Source organism: Acinetobacter tjernbergiae DSM 14971 = CIP 107465 (assembly GCF_000374425.1).
GTDB classification, from domain to species: domain Bacteria; phylum Pseudomonadota; class Gammaproteobacteria; order Pseudomonadales; family Moraxellaceae; genus Acinetobacter; species Acinetobacter tjernbergiae.
In genome coordinates this window covers 52,700-67,181 of record NZ_KB894363.1, presented here as the reverse complement: position 1 = coordinate 67,181, position 14,482 = coordinate 52,700, and the positions used below count along the sequence as shown (strand labels likewise).

Annotated in this window: 12 protein-coding genes; 2 read left to right on the top strand and 10 right to left on the bottom strand. The window is 37.3% G+C overall.

Annotated features, from left to right (window positions below; translation table 11 throughout):
* Positions 1 to 71: 71 nt before the first annotated feature.
* From C502_RS0109640 to gloB, 6 genes are all read right to left on the bottom strand, one after another.
* Complete coding sequence (locus tag C502_RS0109640; RefSeq protein ID WP_018678621.1) at positions 72 to 2,948, bottom strand: bifunctional diguanylate cyclase/phosphodiesterase; 2,877 nt, start codon at positions 2,946 to 2,948, stop codon at positions 72 to 74.
* Positions 2,949 to 3,064: 116 nt separating this feature from the next.
* Positions 3,065 to 3,787, bottom strand: a complete 723-nt coding sequence (locus C502_RS0109635; protein ID WP_018678620.1) for a 16S rRNA (uracil(1498)-N(3))-methyltransferase — start codon at positions 3,785 to 3,787, stop codon at positions 3,065 to 3,067.
* 22 nt (positions 3,788 to 3,809) lie between these two features.
* Complete coding sequence (metF, locus tag C502_RS0109630; RefSeq protein WP_018678619.1) at positions 3,810 to 4,646, bottom strand: methylenetetrahydrofolate reductase [NAD(P)H]; 837 nt, start codon at positions 4,644 to 4,646, stop codon at positions 3,810 to 3,812.
* Between the two features lie 73 nt (positions 4,647 to 4,719).
* Complete coding sequence (ahcY, locus tag C502_RS0109625; RefSeq protein ID WP_018678618.1) at positions 4,720 to 6,102, bottom strand: adenosylhomocysteinase; 1,383 nt, start codon at positions 6,100 to 6,102, stop codon at positions 4,720 to 4,722.
* A gap of 290 nt (positions 6,103 to 6,392) precedes the next feature.
* Positions 6,393 to 6,599, bottom strand: a complete 207-nt coding sequence (locus C502_RS0109620; protein WP_018678617.1) for a hypothetical protein — start codon at positions 6,597 to 6,599, stop codon at positions 6,393 to 6,395.
* Between the two features lie 298 nt (positions 6,600 to 6,897).
* Entirely contained in the window at positions 6,898 to 7,629 is a 732-nt protein-coding gene (gene gloB / locus C502_RS0109615) for a hydroxyacylglutathione hydrolase (RefSeq protein ID WP_018678616.1), read from the bottom strand.
* Between the two features lie 369 nt (positions 7,630 to 7,998).
* Here gloB and C502_RS0109610 point away from each other — a divergent pair, with 369 nt between their 5' ends.
* Together C502_RS0109610 and C502_RS0109605 are read left to right on the top strand one after the other, a co-directional pair.
* Positions 7,999 to 8,985 carry a hypothetical protein gene (locus tag C502_RS0109610; RefSeq protein WP_018678615.1) on the top strand — a complete coding sequence of 329 codons (987 nt, stop codon included), beginning with the start codon at positions 7,999 to 8,001 and terminating at the stop codon, positions 8,983 to 8,985.
* On the top strand, positions 8,979 to 9,845 hold the full coding sequence (locus C502_RS0109605) for an arginase family protein (protein ID WP_018678614.1): 867 nt from the start codon (positions 8,979 to 8,981) through the stop codon (positions 9,843 to 9,845). The genes C502_RS0109610 and C502_RS0109605 overlap by 7 nt, the downstream gene beginning before the upstream one ends.
* Before the next feature lie 54 nt (positions 9,846 to 9,899).
* Here C502_RS0109605 and C502_RS0109600 read toward each other — a convergent pair whose 3' ends face one another.
* The 4 genes from C502_RS0109600 to purD form a co-directional block, all read right to left on the bottom strand.
* Positions 9,900 to 10,595: a methionine ABC transporter permease gene (locus tag C502_RS0109600; RefSeq protein ID WP_018678613.1), complete on the bottom strand. Its 696-nt coding sequence runs from the start codon at positions 10,593 to 10,595 to the stop codon at positions 9,900 to 9,902.
* Positions 10,592 to 11,617: a methionine ABC transporter ATP-binding protein gene (locus tag C502_RS0109595; RefSeq protein ID WP_018678612.1), complete on the bottom strand. Its 1,026-nt coding sequence runs from the start codon at positions 11,615 to 11,617 to the stop codon at positions 10,592 to 10,594. The genes C502_RS0109600 and C502_RS0109595 overlap by 4 nt, the downstream gene beginning before the upstream one ends.
* Positions 11,618 to 11,687: 70 nt before the next feature.
* A complete protein-coding gene (locus C502_RS0109590) occupies positions 11,688 to 12,563 on the bottom strand; it encodes a MetQ/NlpA family ABC transporter substrate-binding protein (protein WP_018678611.1) in 876 nt (291 codons plus the stop codon).
* 613 nt (positions 12,564 to 13,176) lie between these two features.
* A complete protein-coding gene (purD, locus tag C502_RS0109585) occupies positions 13,177 to 14,463 on the bottom strand; it encodes a phosphoribosylamine--glycine ligase (protein ID WP_018678610.1) in 1,287 nt (428 codons plus the stop codon).
* Positions 14,464 to 14,482 lie beyond the last annotated feature (19 nt).

Here is a 14,482-nt window from a genome sequence, read left to right as displayed (position 1 = left end):
CACTAAACGATCATGCTTATTGACAATTTATAATTAGAGAAAAATAAACTGCCACAAGCTCAAAATGGGTTCTAAATGGAATATCTGGCAATTGATAGTCGCATATGTTGTTGTAGGTATTCAGTCGCATGAATTGCAGTTAATGGCTTAGCAAATAAGTAACCCTGTAATATGTCACAATTTTGTCGTTTTAAGTAGTCGCGTTGTTGTTCAGTCTCAACGCCTTCTGCAACAACTTTTAAGCCAATTGTTCTCCCCATTGCGATCATGGCATTAACAATCGCATCTTGTTTTGGATTGCCAATTTTTGAAATGAAAGCTCGATCAATTTTTAGAATATCAATTGGATATTCGGTAAGGTAGGCAAGGGAGGAATATCCTGTTCCGAAGTCATCCAGTGCAATCGAAATATTACGTTCTTTTAGGGCGCATAAAACTGTTTTCACATTTTCGGTATTTTCAAGAAATGCTGATTCGGTAATTTCTAATTCTAGATTCTCGCCAGTAATTGAATATTGATCGAGTACAGCATCGATATCATGTAATAACTGACCACGTAAAATTTGCTGCGCTACTATATTTACAGCGATATGAATTTGAGTAAAGCCTAGTTTCTGCCATTCTTGCAATTGTTTAGCAGCCTCATACAAGACGAAGCGTCCAATATCTGAGATTAGGCTAGTGCTTTCTGCTAAAGGAATAAAAATATCGGGCATAATCAGCCCTTTCGTTGGGTGTTTCCAGCGAATCAGAGCTTCGAATCCATTAATTTGACAATTTTGAGTGGTAATTTTAGGTTGATAATAAACAACGAGTTCATTATTTTGGATGGCTTTTCGTAAGTCGAGTTCTAAGTCAGTATGTTTGGCGACAAAGTTAGTTCGTTCACTTGAATAGTAGCGAATGGTATTGCCACCTAAACGTTTAGCTTCTGTGAGTGCTTGCTCGGCATGTGTGTTTAGGTTGTCAACTTGACGACCATGTTCAGGATAAATGGCAACGCCAATTGAAATACTTACGACATATTCTTGATCTGCAATATAAAATGGTTTACTAAAGGCTTCAACAATATTGCTACACAATTGGTTAATTGGTGGATGGAGTGGAGACATTTCATAAATGATGGCGAAATCATCTGCACTTAGATGTGCGACTAAAAGCGCATCGATATTGCTAATACGCAAGCGTTGAGCTACTTGCTTTAAGAGTTCATTTCCTGCTTGATTACTAAGTAATTCATTTAAAGCACGGAAGCGGTCGATATTTAACCTAATAACAGCTAAATGCTGAATCGAAGCTTCATTAATTAGATACTGATGTAATTGCTGATGATAATAAAAACGGTTTGGTAGATCCGTTAAAGTGTCATAATTGGTTAAATAGGATAGGCGTTGTTCTTGGTGTTTACGCTCAGTTTGATCAGAGACAATACCAATATAGTTGATTATTCGATCAGCTTCATCTTTTACAGCATTAATGTGTATCCATAAAAAACATGATTTTTCAGAAAGGTAGGTTTCTTGAAATTCACCTTCGTATTCATATTCTTCATGTAGGGTGTCCAGAATAGAGAGGTGAAAATTATAATGGTGCTGTTTATTTTGCTTGGTAATTTCAAAAAGCTGTTTTTCTAAAATAAATTGTTTGTCTAAGCCTGTCAGTTGCTCATATTTGGGATTGATTTCGAGATAATGAAAGCTTTCATCTAGAATAAAGATACCTTCGGAAGCCTGTTCAAACACACTAGCAGCTAATTTTAGACGTTCTTGATCTTTTTTTTCTTGATTAATATCTCGATGGATACCGACCATACGTAATGGTGTTTCATCTTTCGGGTTTCTTAAAATAACTTGTCCAACATCATGAATCCAAACCCATTCACCGCTTGGACGTTTAATCCGAAAAGTTTCTTCATAACGTTTGGTTTGGCCGCAAAGATGATTGTATAAGGTATTTTTAACTCGCTCAACATCATCTGGATGTACAATTTTATGCAGTAGGGAATAGTGGTTTTCAGAGTCCCGCGTGACTTCTTTACGGTGAGAATTGGTTATACCAACTGTATTATTTTCAAGATTCCACTCCCACGGGCGTATCCCCGCAGTTTCATGAGCAAAAGCTAAATTTTGACGATGTTCTTGCAAACTATCATTCATTTCAGTCAGGTCAAAAGTACGTTCCCGAACCTTTTGTTCTAGCAGGTGATTGTTAAATTGAAGCTGAGCTTCAATATCTTTAGACTTATTGACTTCACGTTGTAATTGTTGGCACAGTTCTTCTGTCCACTGGTTGTGTTGTTCAGCCACATCAATCAATTGTTTATTCTTTTCTAATACTTGATATAAGCGTTGATGGATTTTGAAAGTTGCTTGTGCGCATAATAATGTAGCAAAAAAAGATGAGTAATAAGCGAGATAAAAGAGACTATGCTCTTGATCTCTATGTATAATTTGGGAAATAACTAATGGGGTGATACTTGGAATAAAGAATAAAAAGAAGTATCGAATATGTTGGGTAAGGAAGGTGAGAGCAATAATATGTGATGACGTTAGCAACAATGCTGTTAAGGTGAGAACATGAGAACCAGACAAATCGGGTACATCTTTCACTAAAAAATAATTGATAATAATCGTACTAACGCCCAGTAATAAGCCTGTGAAAAAGCAAATAATTTGGAACGTGATATTGGTTCTTTGGGCAAATCGTACAGAAGAATAATGTTTTAATGAAAAATGACAAACACAATAAAAACAAAAGAGTAGCGTGAGAGTAATGCCAATCCAAGTTGTAAAAATATTTGCATTAAAAGAATAGAAAAAACCAAATAATAGATAATCTAAAAGCGAAATGCAGAATACGCTTAAAATAAATAGGCGTACGTGATTTGTATAGTTAATTTGATCCGTATAAATAAAATGCGGCAAACTTTTTTCATGAACCCCAAGCATACAAAAAATAGTCCTTTTCATTTTTTATCTATGTTCACAGTCTTTGTTTTTTTGTAAACAGAGTAGAGTTTTATTTTAAATTACCGCTAAACCAATACGAAAGCAATGTAAATACTTTATTTGATTGAAAAGTGATAATTTAAAACTGATAAAGCTACGATTGGAGCGGTTTCTGTCCTTAAAACACGATCTCCGATACACCAGTTTTGAAAATGGTTTTGGTTCGCAGTATCAATTTCTGCTTCACTTAAACCACCTTCAGGACCAATTAGTAGTGCTAAATCAGGTGTGCTATTTAGCAATACGTTTGCTTGATCTTTATTTGGTGCGAGTACAAAACGTGACTGTGGTAACTGTTCTGATTTGATCCAATCACTTAATGCAATAGGAGCTAAAACCTTTGGCACTCTATTCATTCCACATTGTTCGCACGCCGCGATAACAATTGATTGCCAATGATCTAATTTCTTTTGATCACGATCATATCTTAACCGCATTTCGCATCGTTCACTAGTTAATAGTTGAATTGTTGTAACGCCAAGTTCAGTTGCTTTTTGAATCGCATAATCCATACGATCACCTTTACTCATGACCTGACCTAAAATCACTTGAAAAGGTGGAGTTCTATCTGAGGCATTAAAATGATCAACCGATACGAACGCATTTTTTTTATTAATTTCATTCAATGTCACGAGAAACTCACCACCTTTTCCATTGAAAAAGATGGCCTGTTCTTGCTCTTTTGCACGAAGTACACGTACCCAATGATGAAACACCGATTCCGTTAATTCGATAGTGTTACCAATATTTAATTCGGCTTCGATATAAAAACGATTCATGTTTGGGCGAGACTCTTACAAATTAATTTAAACCAAGATCAACAACAAGTTGTCGAGTTGGCTCAGTTTGGTTCATTGAATAAAAATGGAGTGTTGGCGCACCACCAGCGATCAAACGTTCGCAAAGTTTGACAATCACTTCATGACCAAATGCTTTAATACTTTCGCTGTCATCACCATAGGCAGCAAGTTGTTTACGGATCCAACGTGGGATTTCAGCCCCAGTCCCATCTGCAAAGCGAATTAAATTACTTGCATTGGTGATTGGCATAATCCCTGGCGCAACTGGAATATTCACACCTGCTTTCGCAATACGTTCGATGAAGTAAAAATATGCATCTGGATTGAAGAAGAATTGGGTAATACCTGCATTTGCACCTGCATTTACTTTTTCGACAAAACGTTTGATGTCTGTGTCAAAGCTTTCTGCTTGTGGGTGCATTTCAGGATAAGCTGCAACTTCAATATGAAAGTAATCGCCTGAATGTTCACGGATAAAACGAACTAAGTCTTGTGCATAAGGGAGTTCACCCAGACCAACTTGACCTGAGGGTAAGTCACCACGTAAAGCGACGATACGATCAATACCTTGAGATTTATACAAATCTAAAAGTTCAGCAATACGTGCCTTGTCATCACCGATACAAGAAAGGTGAGGTGCAACTGGTGTACCTTTACCATTAAAATCATTAATTGCAGCTAAAGTACGTTCACGTGTAGAACCACCCGCACCATAAGTAATTGAGAAAAACTCTGGATTTAATAGCTGTAATTCTTGATGAACGCCACGTAGTTTTTCCGCACCTGCATCTGTTTTTGGTGGGAAAAATTCAAAAGAAATAGGAACACGTTTAGTCATTTCAAATCCTTTTTAAATACATACAAAAATTTTAGAAAAAAGGGCAGTCCGTAAAACGTCTGCCCTGATTTTCTTAGTATTTATAAGCGTCAGATTTGAACGGCCCTTCAACAGGAACACCTAAGTAGTCTGCTTGTACTTGAGTGAGTTGGGTTAATACACCACCAAAACCAAGTACCATTGCAGCAGCTACTTCTTCATCTAATTTCTTAGGAATCAGTTCTACACGGATTTTCGCAGCTTTTTGATCTTCAGGAAGATCGGCAAATTTCTCAGCGAACAAGTGTATTTGACCTAACACTTGGTTAGCAAAAGAACCATCCATAATACGTGATGGGTGACCAGTCGCATTACCTAGGTTAACCAAACGACCTTCTGAAAGAAGGATTAAGTAATCATTTTCATTTTCTGAACGATACACTTGGTGAACTTGAGGCTTAACTTCAACCCATTTGTAGCCACGTAGGTAGTTCGTGTCGATTTCAGTATCAAAGTGACCGATATTACAAACTACCGAGCCCGCTTTTAATGAATCAAGCATTGCTGAATCACAAACGTGGTAGTTACCCGTTGTGGTTACAATAAGGTCAGTGTTTTGAAGAAGCTCAAGATTGATGTCTTCTTTCTTGCCTGTTTGAACGCCATTTTTGTATGGAGATACAACTTCGTAACCGTCCATGCATGCTTGCATTGCACAGATTGGATCTACTTCAGTTACACGTACAATCATGCCTTCTTGACGAAGTGATTGTGCAGAACCTTTACCTACGTCACCGTAACCGATCACAAGTGCACGACGACCAGATAACAACATATCTGTACCACGTTTGATCGCATCATTTAGAGAATGGCGGCAACCATATTTGTTGTCGTTTTTAGATTTCGTTACGGAATCATTTACGTTGATTGCAGGAACTTTTAAAGTACTATCACGTAACATTTCATACAGACGTTGAACACCTGTTGTGGTTTCTTCAGTTACACCGTGGATTTTTGCAATCACTTCAGGGTATTTTTCGTGAACAAGTAGTGTTAAATCACCACCATCATCAAGAATCATGTTGGCGTCCCAAGGTGTGCCATTTACATTGATTTGTTGTTCAAGACACCACATGTATTCTTCTTCAGTTTCGCCTTTCCAAGCAAACACAGGAATACCCGCAGCAGCGATAGCAGCAGCAGCGTGATCTTGAGTAGAGAAGATGTTACAAGATGTCCAACGCACTTCTGCACCGAGTTCAACTAATGTTTCAATCAGTACAGCCGTTTGGATTGTCATATGAATACAACCCAAGATTTTTGCACCAGCAAGTGGTTTCTCAGCCGAATAACGCTTACGTAAACCAATCAAAGCCGGCATTTCTGCTTCAGCAAGTTTGATTTCTTTACGGCCATAATCAGCAAGTGAAATATCAGCAACTTTATAATCTGTAAATGAAGCAGTAACCGCGTTCATCAGGATCTCCTAGAAAAAATAGTATGGATCATTCTGTTCGCGGATGCCGTTGTCTTGCGAAGCGTTGCTTCTTACATCGAGCCTGGCAAATCGATCTTTAGTACCAATCAATTGTCGCAGCATCCCTCGATTAGGGCATTATGATACTTGGAAATCGATTTGGTTCCAATGATATTTTATGTGAGATGGTTAGAAAATGATGGATTAATGCTGAGATTAAAGTCGTTAATATTTTTCAACATAGCTTAAGGATTCCAAATCCATTTGGAACCCTAAAATATAAATAATTATTATGCTTTTAAATGGTCTTCAAATTCTTCGCCAAGTTGCATAGCTAAAGCATTTCCAGATAAATCACATGTGACAAGACCATATTCTTTTTTAAAGCTGAACGTAAAGCCTCTGTTATCAGCAAGACTTTTCACTGAATATCCTAATTTTTCTAACCAAATACGAAAAGCCAATAAATTTTTTGCTTTCACAACTCTAGTTTTCATGTTTGAACTCCTTTTAACTTATATCTATTAATAAGGGTGACCCAAAATTTTTTAAAGGGGCATTGCATATATTTATTTTTCTTCGTGTAACTAATGTAAAATTAGTTTAATCAAAACTGAATTTAATCTTAAATTTGAGATCTTGTTTTTTTATAATCATATGATTTTATTCGTTTTAGATGGTGTTGCGATATGTGTTGTTTTTCTGATTTTTGTGCTTAATTAAATGTAAAAAATGATTTCACTTTCCACTTTATTTAAAAGCATAGAATGAAATCATCAACATTGTGTCTTGAACTTAAAATTGATCTTTTAGGGCACGTATACGTGCGAAGTCTTCGGCACTGTCTGTACGTAAAAAGGGGTTTGTTTCTAGCTCCAATTCAATTGTGCTTGGTAACGTCATTTGCTCTGCATCTCTTAATGTTTTGATATGTTTCATGCGCTCTTGCAACGCCACATTATGGGGTTCAATCGTTAAAGCAAACTCTGCATTTGCGAGGGTGTATTCATGTGTGCAGTACACTTTTGTTTGGATTGGTAATGCAGCGAGTCGATTTAATGAATGGTACATTTGTTCAGCTGTACCTTCAAATAAACGTCCGCAGCCCATTGCAAATAAAGTATCTCCGCAGAACAGCGTATCTATTTCTTCAATAAAATAAACAATATGACCTAAGGTGTGTCCAGGCGTAGCAATAATTTCGATTTTCAAATGATTGAAATGAAAATGATTATCATGTTGCAAGGGATGGGAAATAAGCGCAATTTTACTGAGTTCTTCACGAGGTCCAAATACTTGCAGATTTTGATCTGCCAATAAATCTTGTACACCATTGGTATGATCACGATGCCAATGGGTCAGCCAAATTTGTTTAAGTTTAAGTTGATGCTGTTTGCAAAAATCAGTCACAAGCTCAGCTTCTGTTGGATCAATCACAACAACTTCATGGGTATGCGTATCTTCTAATAACCAAATATAGTTTTTTAAGGTGTTTTTTACGTCAATTGCATGAATTTTATAATGCATAGCCGAATCCTAAATCTCTGTTTTATGAGGTTATTGCTGGGTGGAATATTTGAATCATCCGAATATAATCAGTTTAAGTGTAAATCTATAAGAGTGCAAAAGTTCCGATAGGAAGCCGTATTGAAGACTGACTTTTTAGGGTAAATTATGACTGCTTGGAACACCTTTATTTTTTAGGTTGACAAGCCGTGTGTTTTAAATAAAGATGGTATAAAAGTTTGATAAATTAATGGTTTATATTCATCTTTATTGATATGTAAGATATTTAATTAAAGCTAAATAATTTAAGAATTAGATTTAACAATATTTAACGAAGTACAAATTTAGAGATGAAACTAAAATAAATCATAAGAATAAAGAGAGAGCATTATGACTGATTTGGTCGATCATGAAATTGTCATTATCTTCAAAAAATATTTACATCCTTTGTCTGCCAAACTCACAGAAATGTTGAATGAACATTTTAGTCATCAAACGGAACGTCGTGGTTGTGGGTATACTCAAGCGACACGTGTGATTGCCGAATTCGTTTCGCAACCTCGAGATATGATGGGCTTTCAAGATTTTCGTATTTTTGAAGATTATGAAATTAAAGGTTTAAAAAATATTCTGAATCAAAGCTCTTCATATGGTTTGCTATTGGACACTTGGCGCAATTTGGATATTGATCCGCATGTGCAACAGTATCTAAAAGTTGCCAATTCACAAGATTCATTTACCCAAAATTTGCAGCAAGAAGTTGATTTCCAAGCGAAGCTTCGTACCATTCACCAGTATGCAGAACTTGAAGAAAGCGTATTAATCTGTCAATTACTTGCAGATATTCTTCTTCCACAAACAGTACATACAATAGAAATGATCGAATGTGATTCTTTAGAGGAAAAACCCAAAGTTGGCTCATGTCCGATGGCAGAAAAGTTTTTCTTGCGGATAGCCCATCACCGTTTATTGAGACAGGGTGAAATTAACATTTTTGTCGATGATAAAGGTTTACCCATCATGATGGAGAAACTGAATATGGGAGATAATCATTCCTGTATTAGTTTAGTTCCGTTGATGATGAATGGGGTGCGCTTACCCGCAGGTAGCCTTTTTTCTGCAAGTTATGACATTGATGTGCTAGAAAAGCAGCCTAATAAACAATATAAAGGATATGTGATCCCAATTGCTCAAATGAATGGTTTTTGGTTTTTACGGCTTACGACATTGGCTGTTTCTCCAAAAAATCGCGCACGTGCGTTTGGTTATCATTTTAAACAGCAGGTTGATAATGGTTTATTTCGACCCGATACGACTGAGTTGAGCCAACTGATCGAGATTGCACGAGATCAATTATATGTAGGACATCCATGCTAAAAGCTTGTTACGCTCCACGCTATTTTGCACGAACGCATACCAATAGTATGGAAAAACTGACCGCCGTTGCGGATGTGCTACGCACGGATCAAATGGTTGAATTGATTGATCCTGGTTTAATTGATATTGAAATTTTAAAAAAACTACATAATCCGCAATATGTGGAGGCTTTCTTATCTGGAGAAACGGCATATGCAACGATTCAGGGTTTTAAACCTTGGAATGAACAATTACGTGATGCAATCTTATCAGTGCAAGCAGGGCAATTATTGGGTGCTGAAATTGCATTGAAAGAGGGGATTGCCGCAAATATTGCACAAGGTTTTCATCATGCCAGTTATGAATCTGGCGCAGCATATTGTACTTTTAATGGCCTAGCTTTGGTTGCTAAACAATATCCTGAAAAGCGTATTTTTATTTTAGATTGTGATCAACACGGTGGCGATGGCACAGCGATCTTTAGCAATCGTATGACCAATCTAATTAATTTTAGTATTTTTGGAATCCGTTTTGGTTGCAAGTCTGGTGAACGGAGTCTGACTCGTTATATTCACCCGAAACAGGGGGATTTTGAACAATATCGAGAAGCAATTTTAGAAAGTTTTCAATATGCTTCCCGTTGGGATGCTGATTTAATTATTTATCAGGCGGGGATGGATTGTCATCAACATGATAAATATGGCTCAAAATGGTTTACCACAGAATTATTGTTCGAGCGTGATCGTTTAGTTTTTGAGATGGCTAAGAAAATGAAAATTCCATTACTGTTTGTGTTGGCAGGTGGTTATCAAGAACTCGATGATTTAGTGCCTTTGCATGTCAATACATTCAAAGCGGCAAATCAGATTTACTTTCCTTAAAATAGAAAGAAACAAAAAAGCCCTCAAAAATGAGAGCTTCTTGTTATGCTGTGATTAGCGTAATTTCGCTAACCAATCACCAAATGATTGAACCAGTTGAACCAAAACCAGTAATACAATCACGGTTAAAATAACGACACTGGTATCAAAGCGTTGATAGCCATAAGAGATGGCTAAATCACCGATACCACCTGCACCGACCGCACCTGCCATTGCTGTTGCACCTATTAAAGAAATCGTTCCTGTGGTGAGGTTGAGAATCAATGAGCTACGTGCTTCAGGAATAATAAACTTGAAGATAATTTGCCAAGGCGAAGCTCCCATTGCTTGAGCGGATTCAATAATACCCTCATTCACTTCAAGTAATGAAGTTTCAATCAATCGCCCTAAATATGGGCCAACATAAATGGTGAGGGGGACAATCGCAGCCCACGTCCCAATAGATGTACCAACGAGCATTTTAGTCAGTGGAATAACGGCAATCAATAAAATGATAAAGGGTAAAGAGCGCAGGGCATTGACAATCGGGTTGAGGAAGTAATAAATCACTCTGTTCTGTAAAATACCGCCAGTGCGAGTGACAACTAGAGTTACCCCTTGAATCAATCCCCAAATACAGCCAAAAAGTAATGAGAAGAAAACCATTTGGAAGGTTTCTTGTAGGGCTGTGACGAACTGATCAATTGAAAGGGAACTTTGCCAGAATGGTGCAGAAGCTTCCGTCAACCATTGTACAATTAAATCTCTCATTGGCTGACTCCAGACTGCTCAACTTTAACACCCTGAAGCTCTAAGAATTGGATTGCTTCTTGGATAATGAGGGGATCACCTAAGAGTTGAATAAACATCTGTCCAATCACGGTGCCATTGATTTCAGTCATGTTGGCAAATAGGATATTTAAGCTCAAATCAAACTGTTTAATTACAGCTTGAATCACGGTTTCTTGCGCGGATGTACCCAAGAACTGCAAATTATAAATACTATTATGATGTTTATACTCAAGATTATTGAGGATATTAATTGGTAACTGTTGTTGTAAAACAGTTTGAATGAAGGTCTTGGTCGTTGAATGTTGCGGTTGGCTGAAAATACTGAGGGTAGGTCCTGTCTCAATGACATGACCTGCCTCCATCACTGCAACATAATCACAAACAGATTCAATCACGTCCATTTCATGCGTGACCATCACAATGGTGATATTTTGTTCTTTATTAATCTTTTTTAACAGTGCTAAAACGGATTGAGTTGTTTGTGGATCAAGTGCAGAGGTGGCTTCATCACAAAGTAAAATTTTAGGATGATTGGCAAGCGCACGTGCGATACCCACGCGTTGCTTTTGTCCGCCTGAAAGTTCATCGGGGTAGGCATCTTTCTTTTGTTTGAGATCAATGAACTCTAATAGCTCCGCTAGACGCTTTTCGCGCTCAGCTTTGCTATGTCCCAATAATTTGAGCGGCATTTCAATATTTTCAGATACTGTTTTAGTTTGCAGTAAATTGAAGTGCTGAAAGATCATGCCTATATTTGCACGTTCTTGACGAAGCGTACGTGCATCCATTGCAGTAAAGTCTTTCTGATTGATAATCACTTGTCCCTGAGTCGGGCGTTCAAGCAAATTAATCAAACGGATCAACGTACTTTTACCTGCACCACTATAACCAATAATGCCAAAGATACTGCCTTCTGGAATCTCTAAATTAATTTGATCCAGTGCGTTGATCGTTTGACCTTTTAGTTGGTAGTGTTTCGAAATGTTTTTAAATTGGATCATGTTCGTCAATACTAAGCAAAAAAGAAAAAACAGGCAAAGTCACTTTGCCTGTTTCATTGAAAATATTATATTACGATTTTGCTTCTGTGAGATAGCTTGTCGGTTTGTTTACATCAACTTTGGTGCCTGCAAAGTGTTCTTGCACATATTTTTTCACTGCTTCTGTATGGTAAAGCGCACCGACTTTTTGTAGTACAGCATCGTTTTTACGTGATTCAGCCACAGCTAAAACATTTACATTTAACTTGGTGCTTTGATCAATTGGTTCGTAATAGATTGCATCTTTAAGAACGTTTAGACCACCTTCCAACGCCAATGTATTACCTAATAAGATCGCATCAACTTCGTCTTTTACACGAACTGCTGTTGCCATCTGAATTGGTTTAATGACAATTGCTTTTGCATTTTCAGTAATGTCAGCAGGTGTGCCTTTTACTGGGTCAAAGCCTGCTTTTAATTTGATTAAACCAGCACTTTGTAAAAGTAGTAAAGCACGTGATTCATTTGCGCCGTCATTTGGGATTGCAATTGTTGCACCTTGAGCAAATTCTTCAACCTTTTTGACTTTGCTTGAGTAAATGCCCATTGGTTCCAAATAAGTCGTTGAAACAGGTGCAATCTTGTCTTTATTTGCGGCATTAAAAGCAACAAGATAAGCGTAAGATTGGAAGGCGTTAATATCAACTTCTTTATTGGCAACGGCAGTATTCATTGCAACATAGTCAGTAAAGTTTTTTACTTCAAGTTTAATACCCGCGGCTTTAGTTTCAGGTAATGTCGCAATATAACGCCAAATATCAGCGTCTGAGCCAGTAGATGCCATAACAACAGTTTGTAATCCACCAGCATTCGCTTTTTGCTCAGTAGATGCGGTATCAGGTTGTTTACTGCACGCTGCAAGTAATAACACAGATACACTTAAAAAAAGGCTAATCAGCTTTTTCATGTATAAATCCTAGTCGGAACAATGCCGAGAAAATCTTCACTTTTCTAGCATCAGGAATCGCAATGGTTTTGTATGTTGTAAATTGGCATCATCATTCAAAATAAATAGAGGACTATTCCGAAATTTGAATCTAAGAAGTTGTTACAACATATGGAAAATAGATGAATGTTCATGTTCTAGTCTGATGTGTGCAGACCTAGAAAAAGAATAGTTCAAATTGTCTTCATACTAAATGTGGAATTAGATGAAATTTTTAAGTTTTCTATTAATATTCTAAATATTTGAAAATGATCAAAAAGAATATTAATTAAACATAAGAAATCATCTATTAATTTACCAATCATAACAATAATTTAGACTTTTTTATAGAGGGTATACTAGACGCTCTAAGGCATAACAGCATGATTGTTTAAGAAAAATTATGTGCTAAGTAAATATAAATGGATGATAGTTTTATGGATTTTTCTGAATATGAATTTGAATGGTTTATTTCATAATCAATATATATTTTTCTGAATTTGTTATTTTAATAATGAATATAGATACCTGTTTTATGCACTTTTAGTGAATAAAGAAGCCTTCCAAAGAAGGCTTCCTTTCATCATAAAAAGGCTTATTCAGCTTGTTCACGTGCAATCGCACGGTAACCAATATCGCTACGATATTGCATACCTGTAAATGTCACTTGACCACATACTTCTAAAGCATTGATTTGTGCTTCAAGTACAGTATCACCGAGTGCTGTTACACAAAGAACACGACCGCCAGCTGTGATGATATGACCATCTTCAGTGGTTGCTGTACCCGCATGGAAGATCTTAGTATCTTCAGGAGATTGTCCGATGCCAGAAATCACATCGCCTTTGCGTACTGTATCTGGATAGCCTTCAGCAGCGAGAACGATACCGATTGATTTACGCTCATCCCATTCAGCTTCGCTTGGTAAATTACCAGCAATACCAGCTTCAACCAAATCAACCAAAGATGATTTTAAGCGCATCATAATCGGTTGTGTTTCTGGATCACCAAAACGACAGTTGAACTCAATAACGCGTGGTTGACCTTGTTCATCAATCATCAAACCAGCATATAAGAAACCTGTGTAGACATGACCATCTGCTGCCATACCATCAACAGTTGGGCGCATGACTTCATTCATGACACGTTCAAATACTTCTGCTGTAACAACTGGAGCAGGAGAGTACGCACCCATACCACCAGTATTTGGACCTTGGTCACCTTCAAAAATACGTTTATGATCTTGTGAGGTCGCCATTGGTAAGATGTTGTTGCCGTCGATCATGCAAATGAAGCTTGCTTCTTCACCAGCAAGGAACTGTTCAACCACAACACGTGAACCTGCATCACCAAACTTGTTGCCTGCAAGCATATCGTCAATTGCAGCAAAAGCTTCTTCGTTGGTCATTGCAACGATCACACCTTTACCTGCAGCTAAACCATCCGCTTTAATCACGATTGGTGCACCATGCTGTTGAATATAAGCTTTCGCAGCGTCAACTTCAGTAAATACATCATAAAATGCTGTTGGAATGTTATGACGTTTTAAAAAATGTTTAGCAAATGCTTTCGAGCCTTCAAGCTGCGCAGCGTACTGAGTCGGTCCCCAGATTTTTAAACCTGCTTCACGTGCGGCATTAACCACACCATTGACTAATGGTGCTTCAGGGCCAACGATCACCAATGCCACATCATTTGCTTTTGCAAATTCAATAATGGCTGGATTGTCTAAAATATCGAGGTCAATGTTTTGACATTTGTCTTCAGTTGCTGTGCCCGCATTACCTGGTGCAACAAAAACTTGCGTTACTTTTGTATCTTGTGCGATTTTCCATGCAAGTGCATGTTCACGGCCACCGCTACCCAAAACTAAAATATTCATTATTAAGTTATTTCCTTTT

Coding starts and splice junctions, on each gene's coding strand:
- C502_RS0109640 (WP_018678621.1), bottom strand. CDS start 2,948: ATGCTTGGGGTTCATGAAAAAAGTTTGCCGCATTTTATTTATACGGAT.
- metF (WP_018678619.1), bottom strand. CDS start 4,646: ATGACTAAACGTGTTCCTATTTCTTTTGAATTTTTCCCACCAAAAACA.
- C502_RS0109605 (WP_018678614.1), top strand. CDS start 8,979: ATGCTAAAAGCTTGTTACGCTCCACGCTATTTTGCACGAACGCATACC.
- C502_RS0109635 (WP_018678620.1), bottom strand. CDS start 3,787: ATGAATCGTTTTTATATCGAAGCCGAATTAAATATTGGTAACACTATC.
- C502_RS0109600 (WP_018678613.1), bottom strand. CDS start 10,595: ATGAGAGATTTAATTGTACAATGGTTGACGGAAGCTTCTGCACCATTC.
- C502_RS0109610 (WP_018678615.1), top strand. CDS start 7,999: ATGACTGATTTGGTCGATCATGAAATTGTCATTATCTTCAAAAAATAT.
- ahcY (WP_018678618.1), bottom strand. CDS start 6,102: ATGAACGCGGTTACTGCTTCATTTACAGATTATAAAGTTGCTGATATT.
- C502_RS0109590 (WP_018678611.1), bottom strand. CDS start 12,563: ATGAAAAAGCTGATTAGCCTTTTTTTAAGTGTATCTGTGTTATTACTT.
- C502_RS0109595 (WP_018678612.1), bottom strand. CDS start 11,617: ATGATCCAATTTAAAAACATTTCGAAACACTACCAACTAAAAGGTCAA.
- gloB (WP_018678616.1), bottom strand. CDS start 7,629: ATGCATTATAAAATTCATGCAATTGACGTAAAAAACACCTTAAAAAAC.
- C502_RS0109620 (WP_018678617.1), bottom strand. CDS start 6,599: ATGAAAACTAGAGTTGTGAAAGCAAAAAATTTATTGGCTTTTCGTATT.
- purD (WP_018678610.1), bottom strand. CDS start 14,463: ATGAATATTTTAGTTTTGGGTAGCGGTGGCCGTGAACATGCACTTGCA.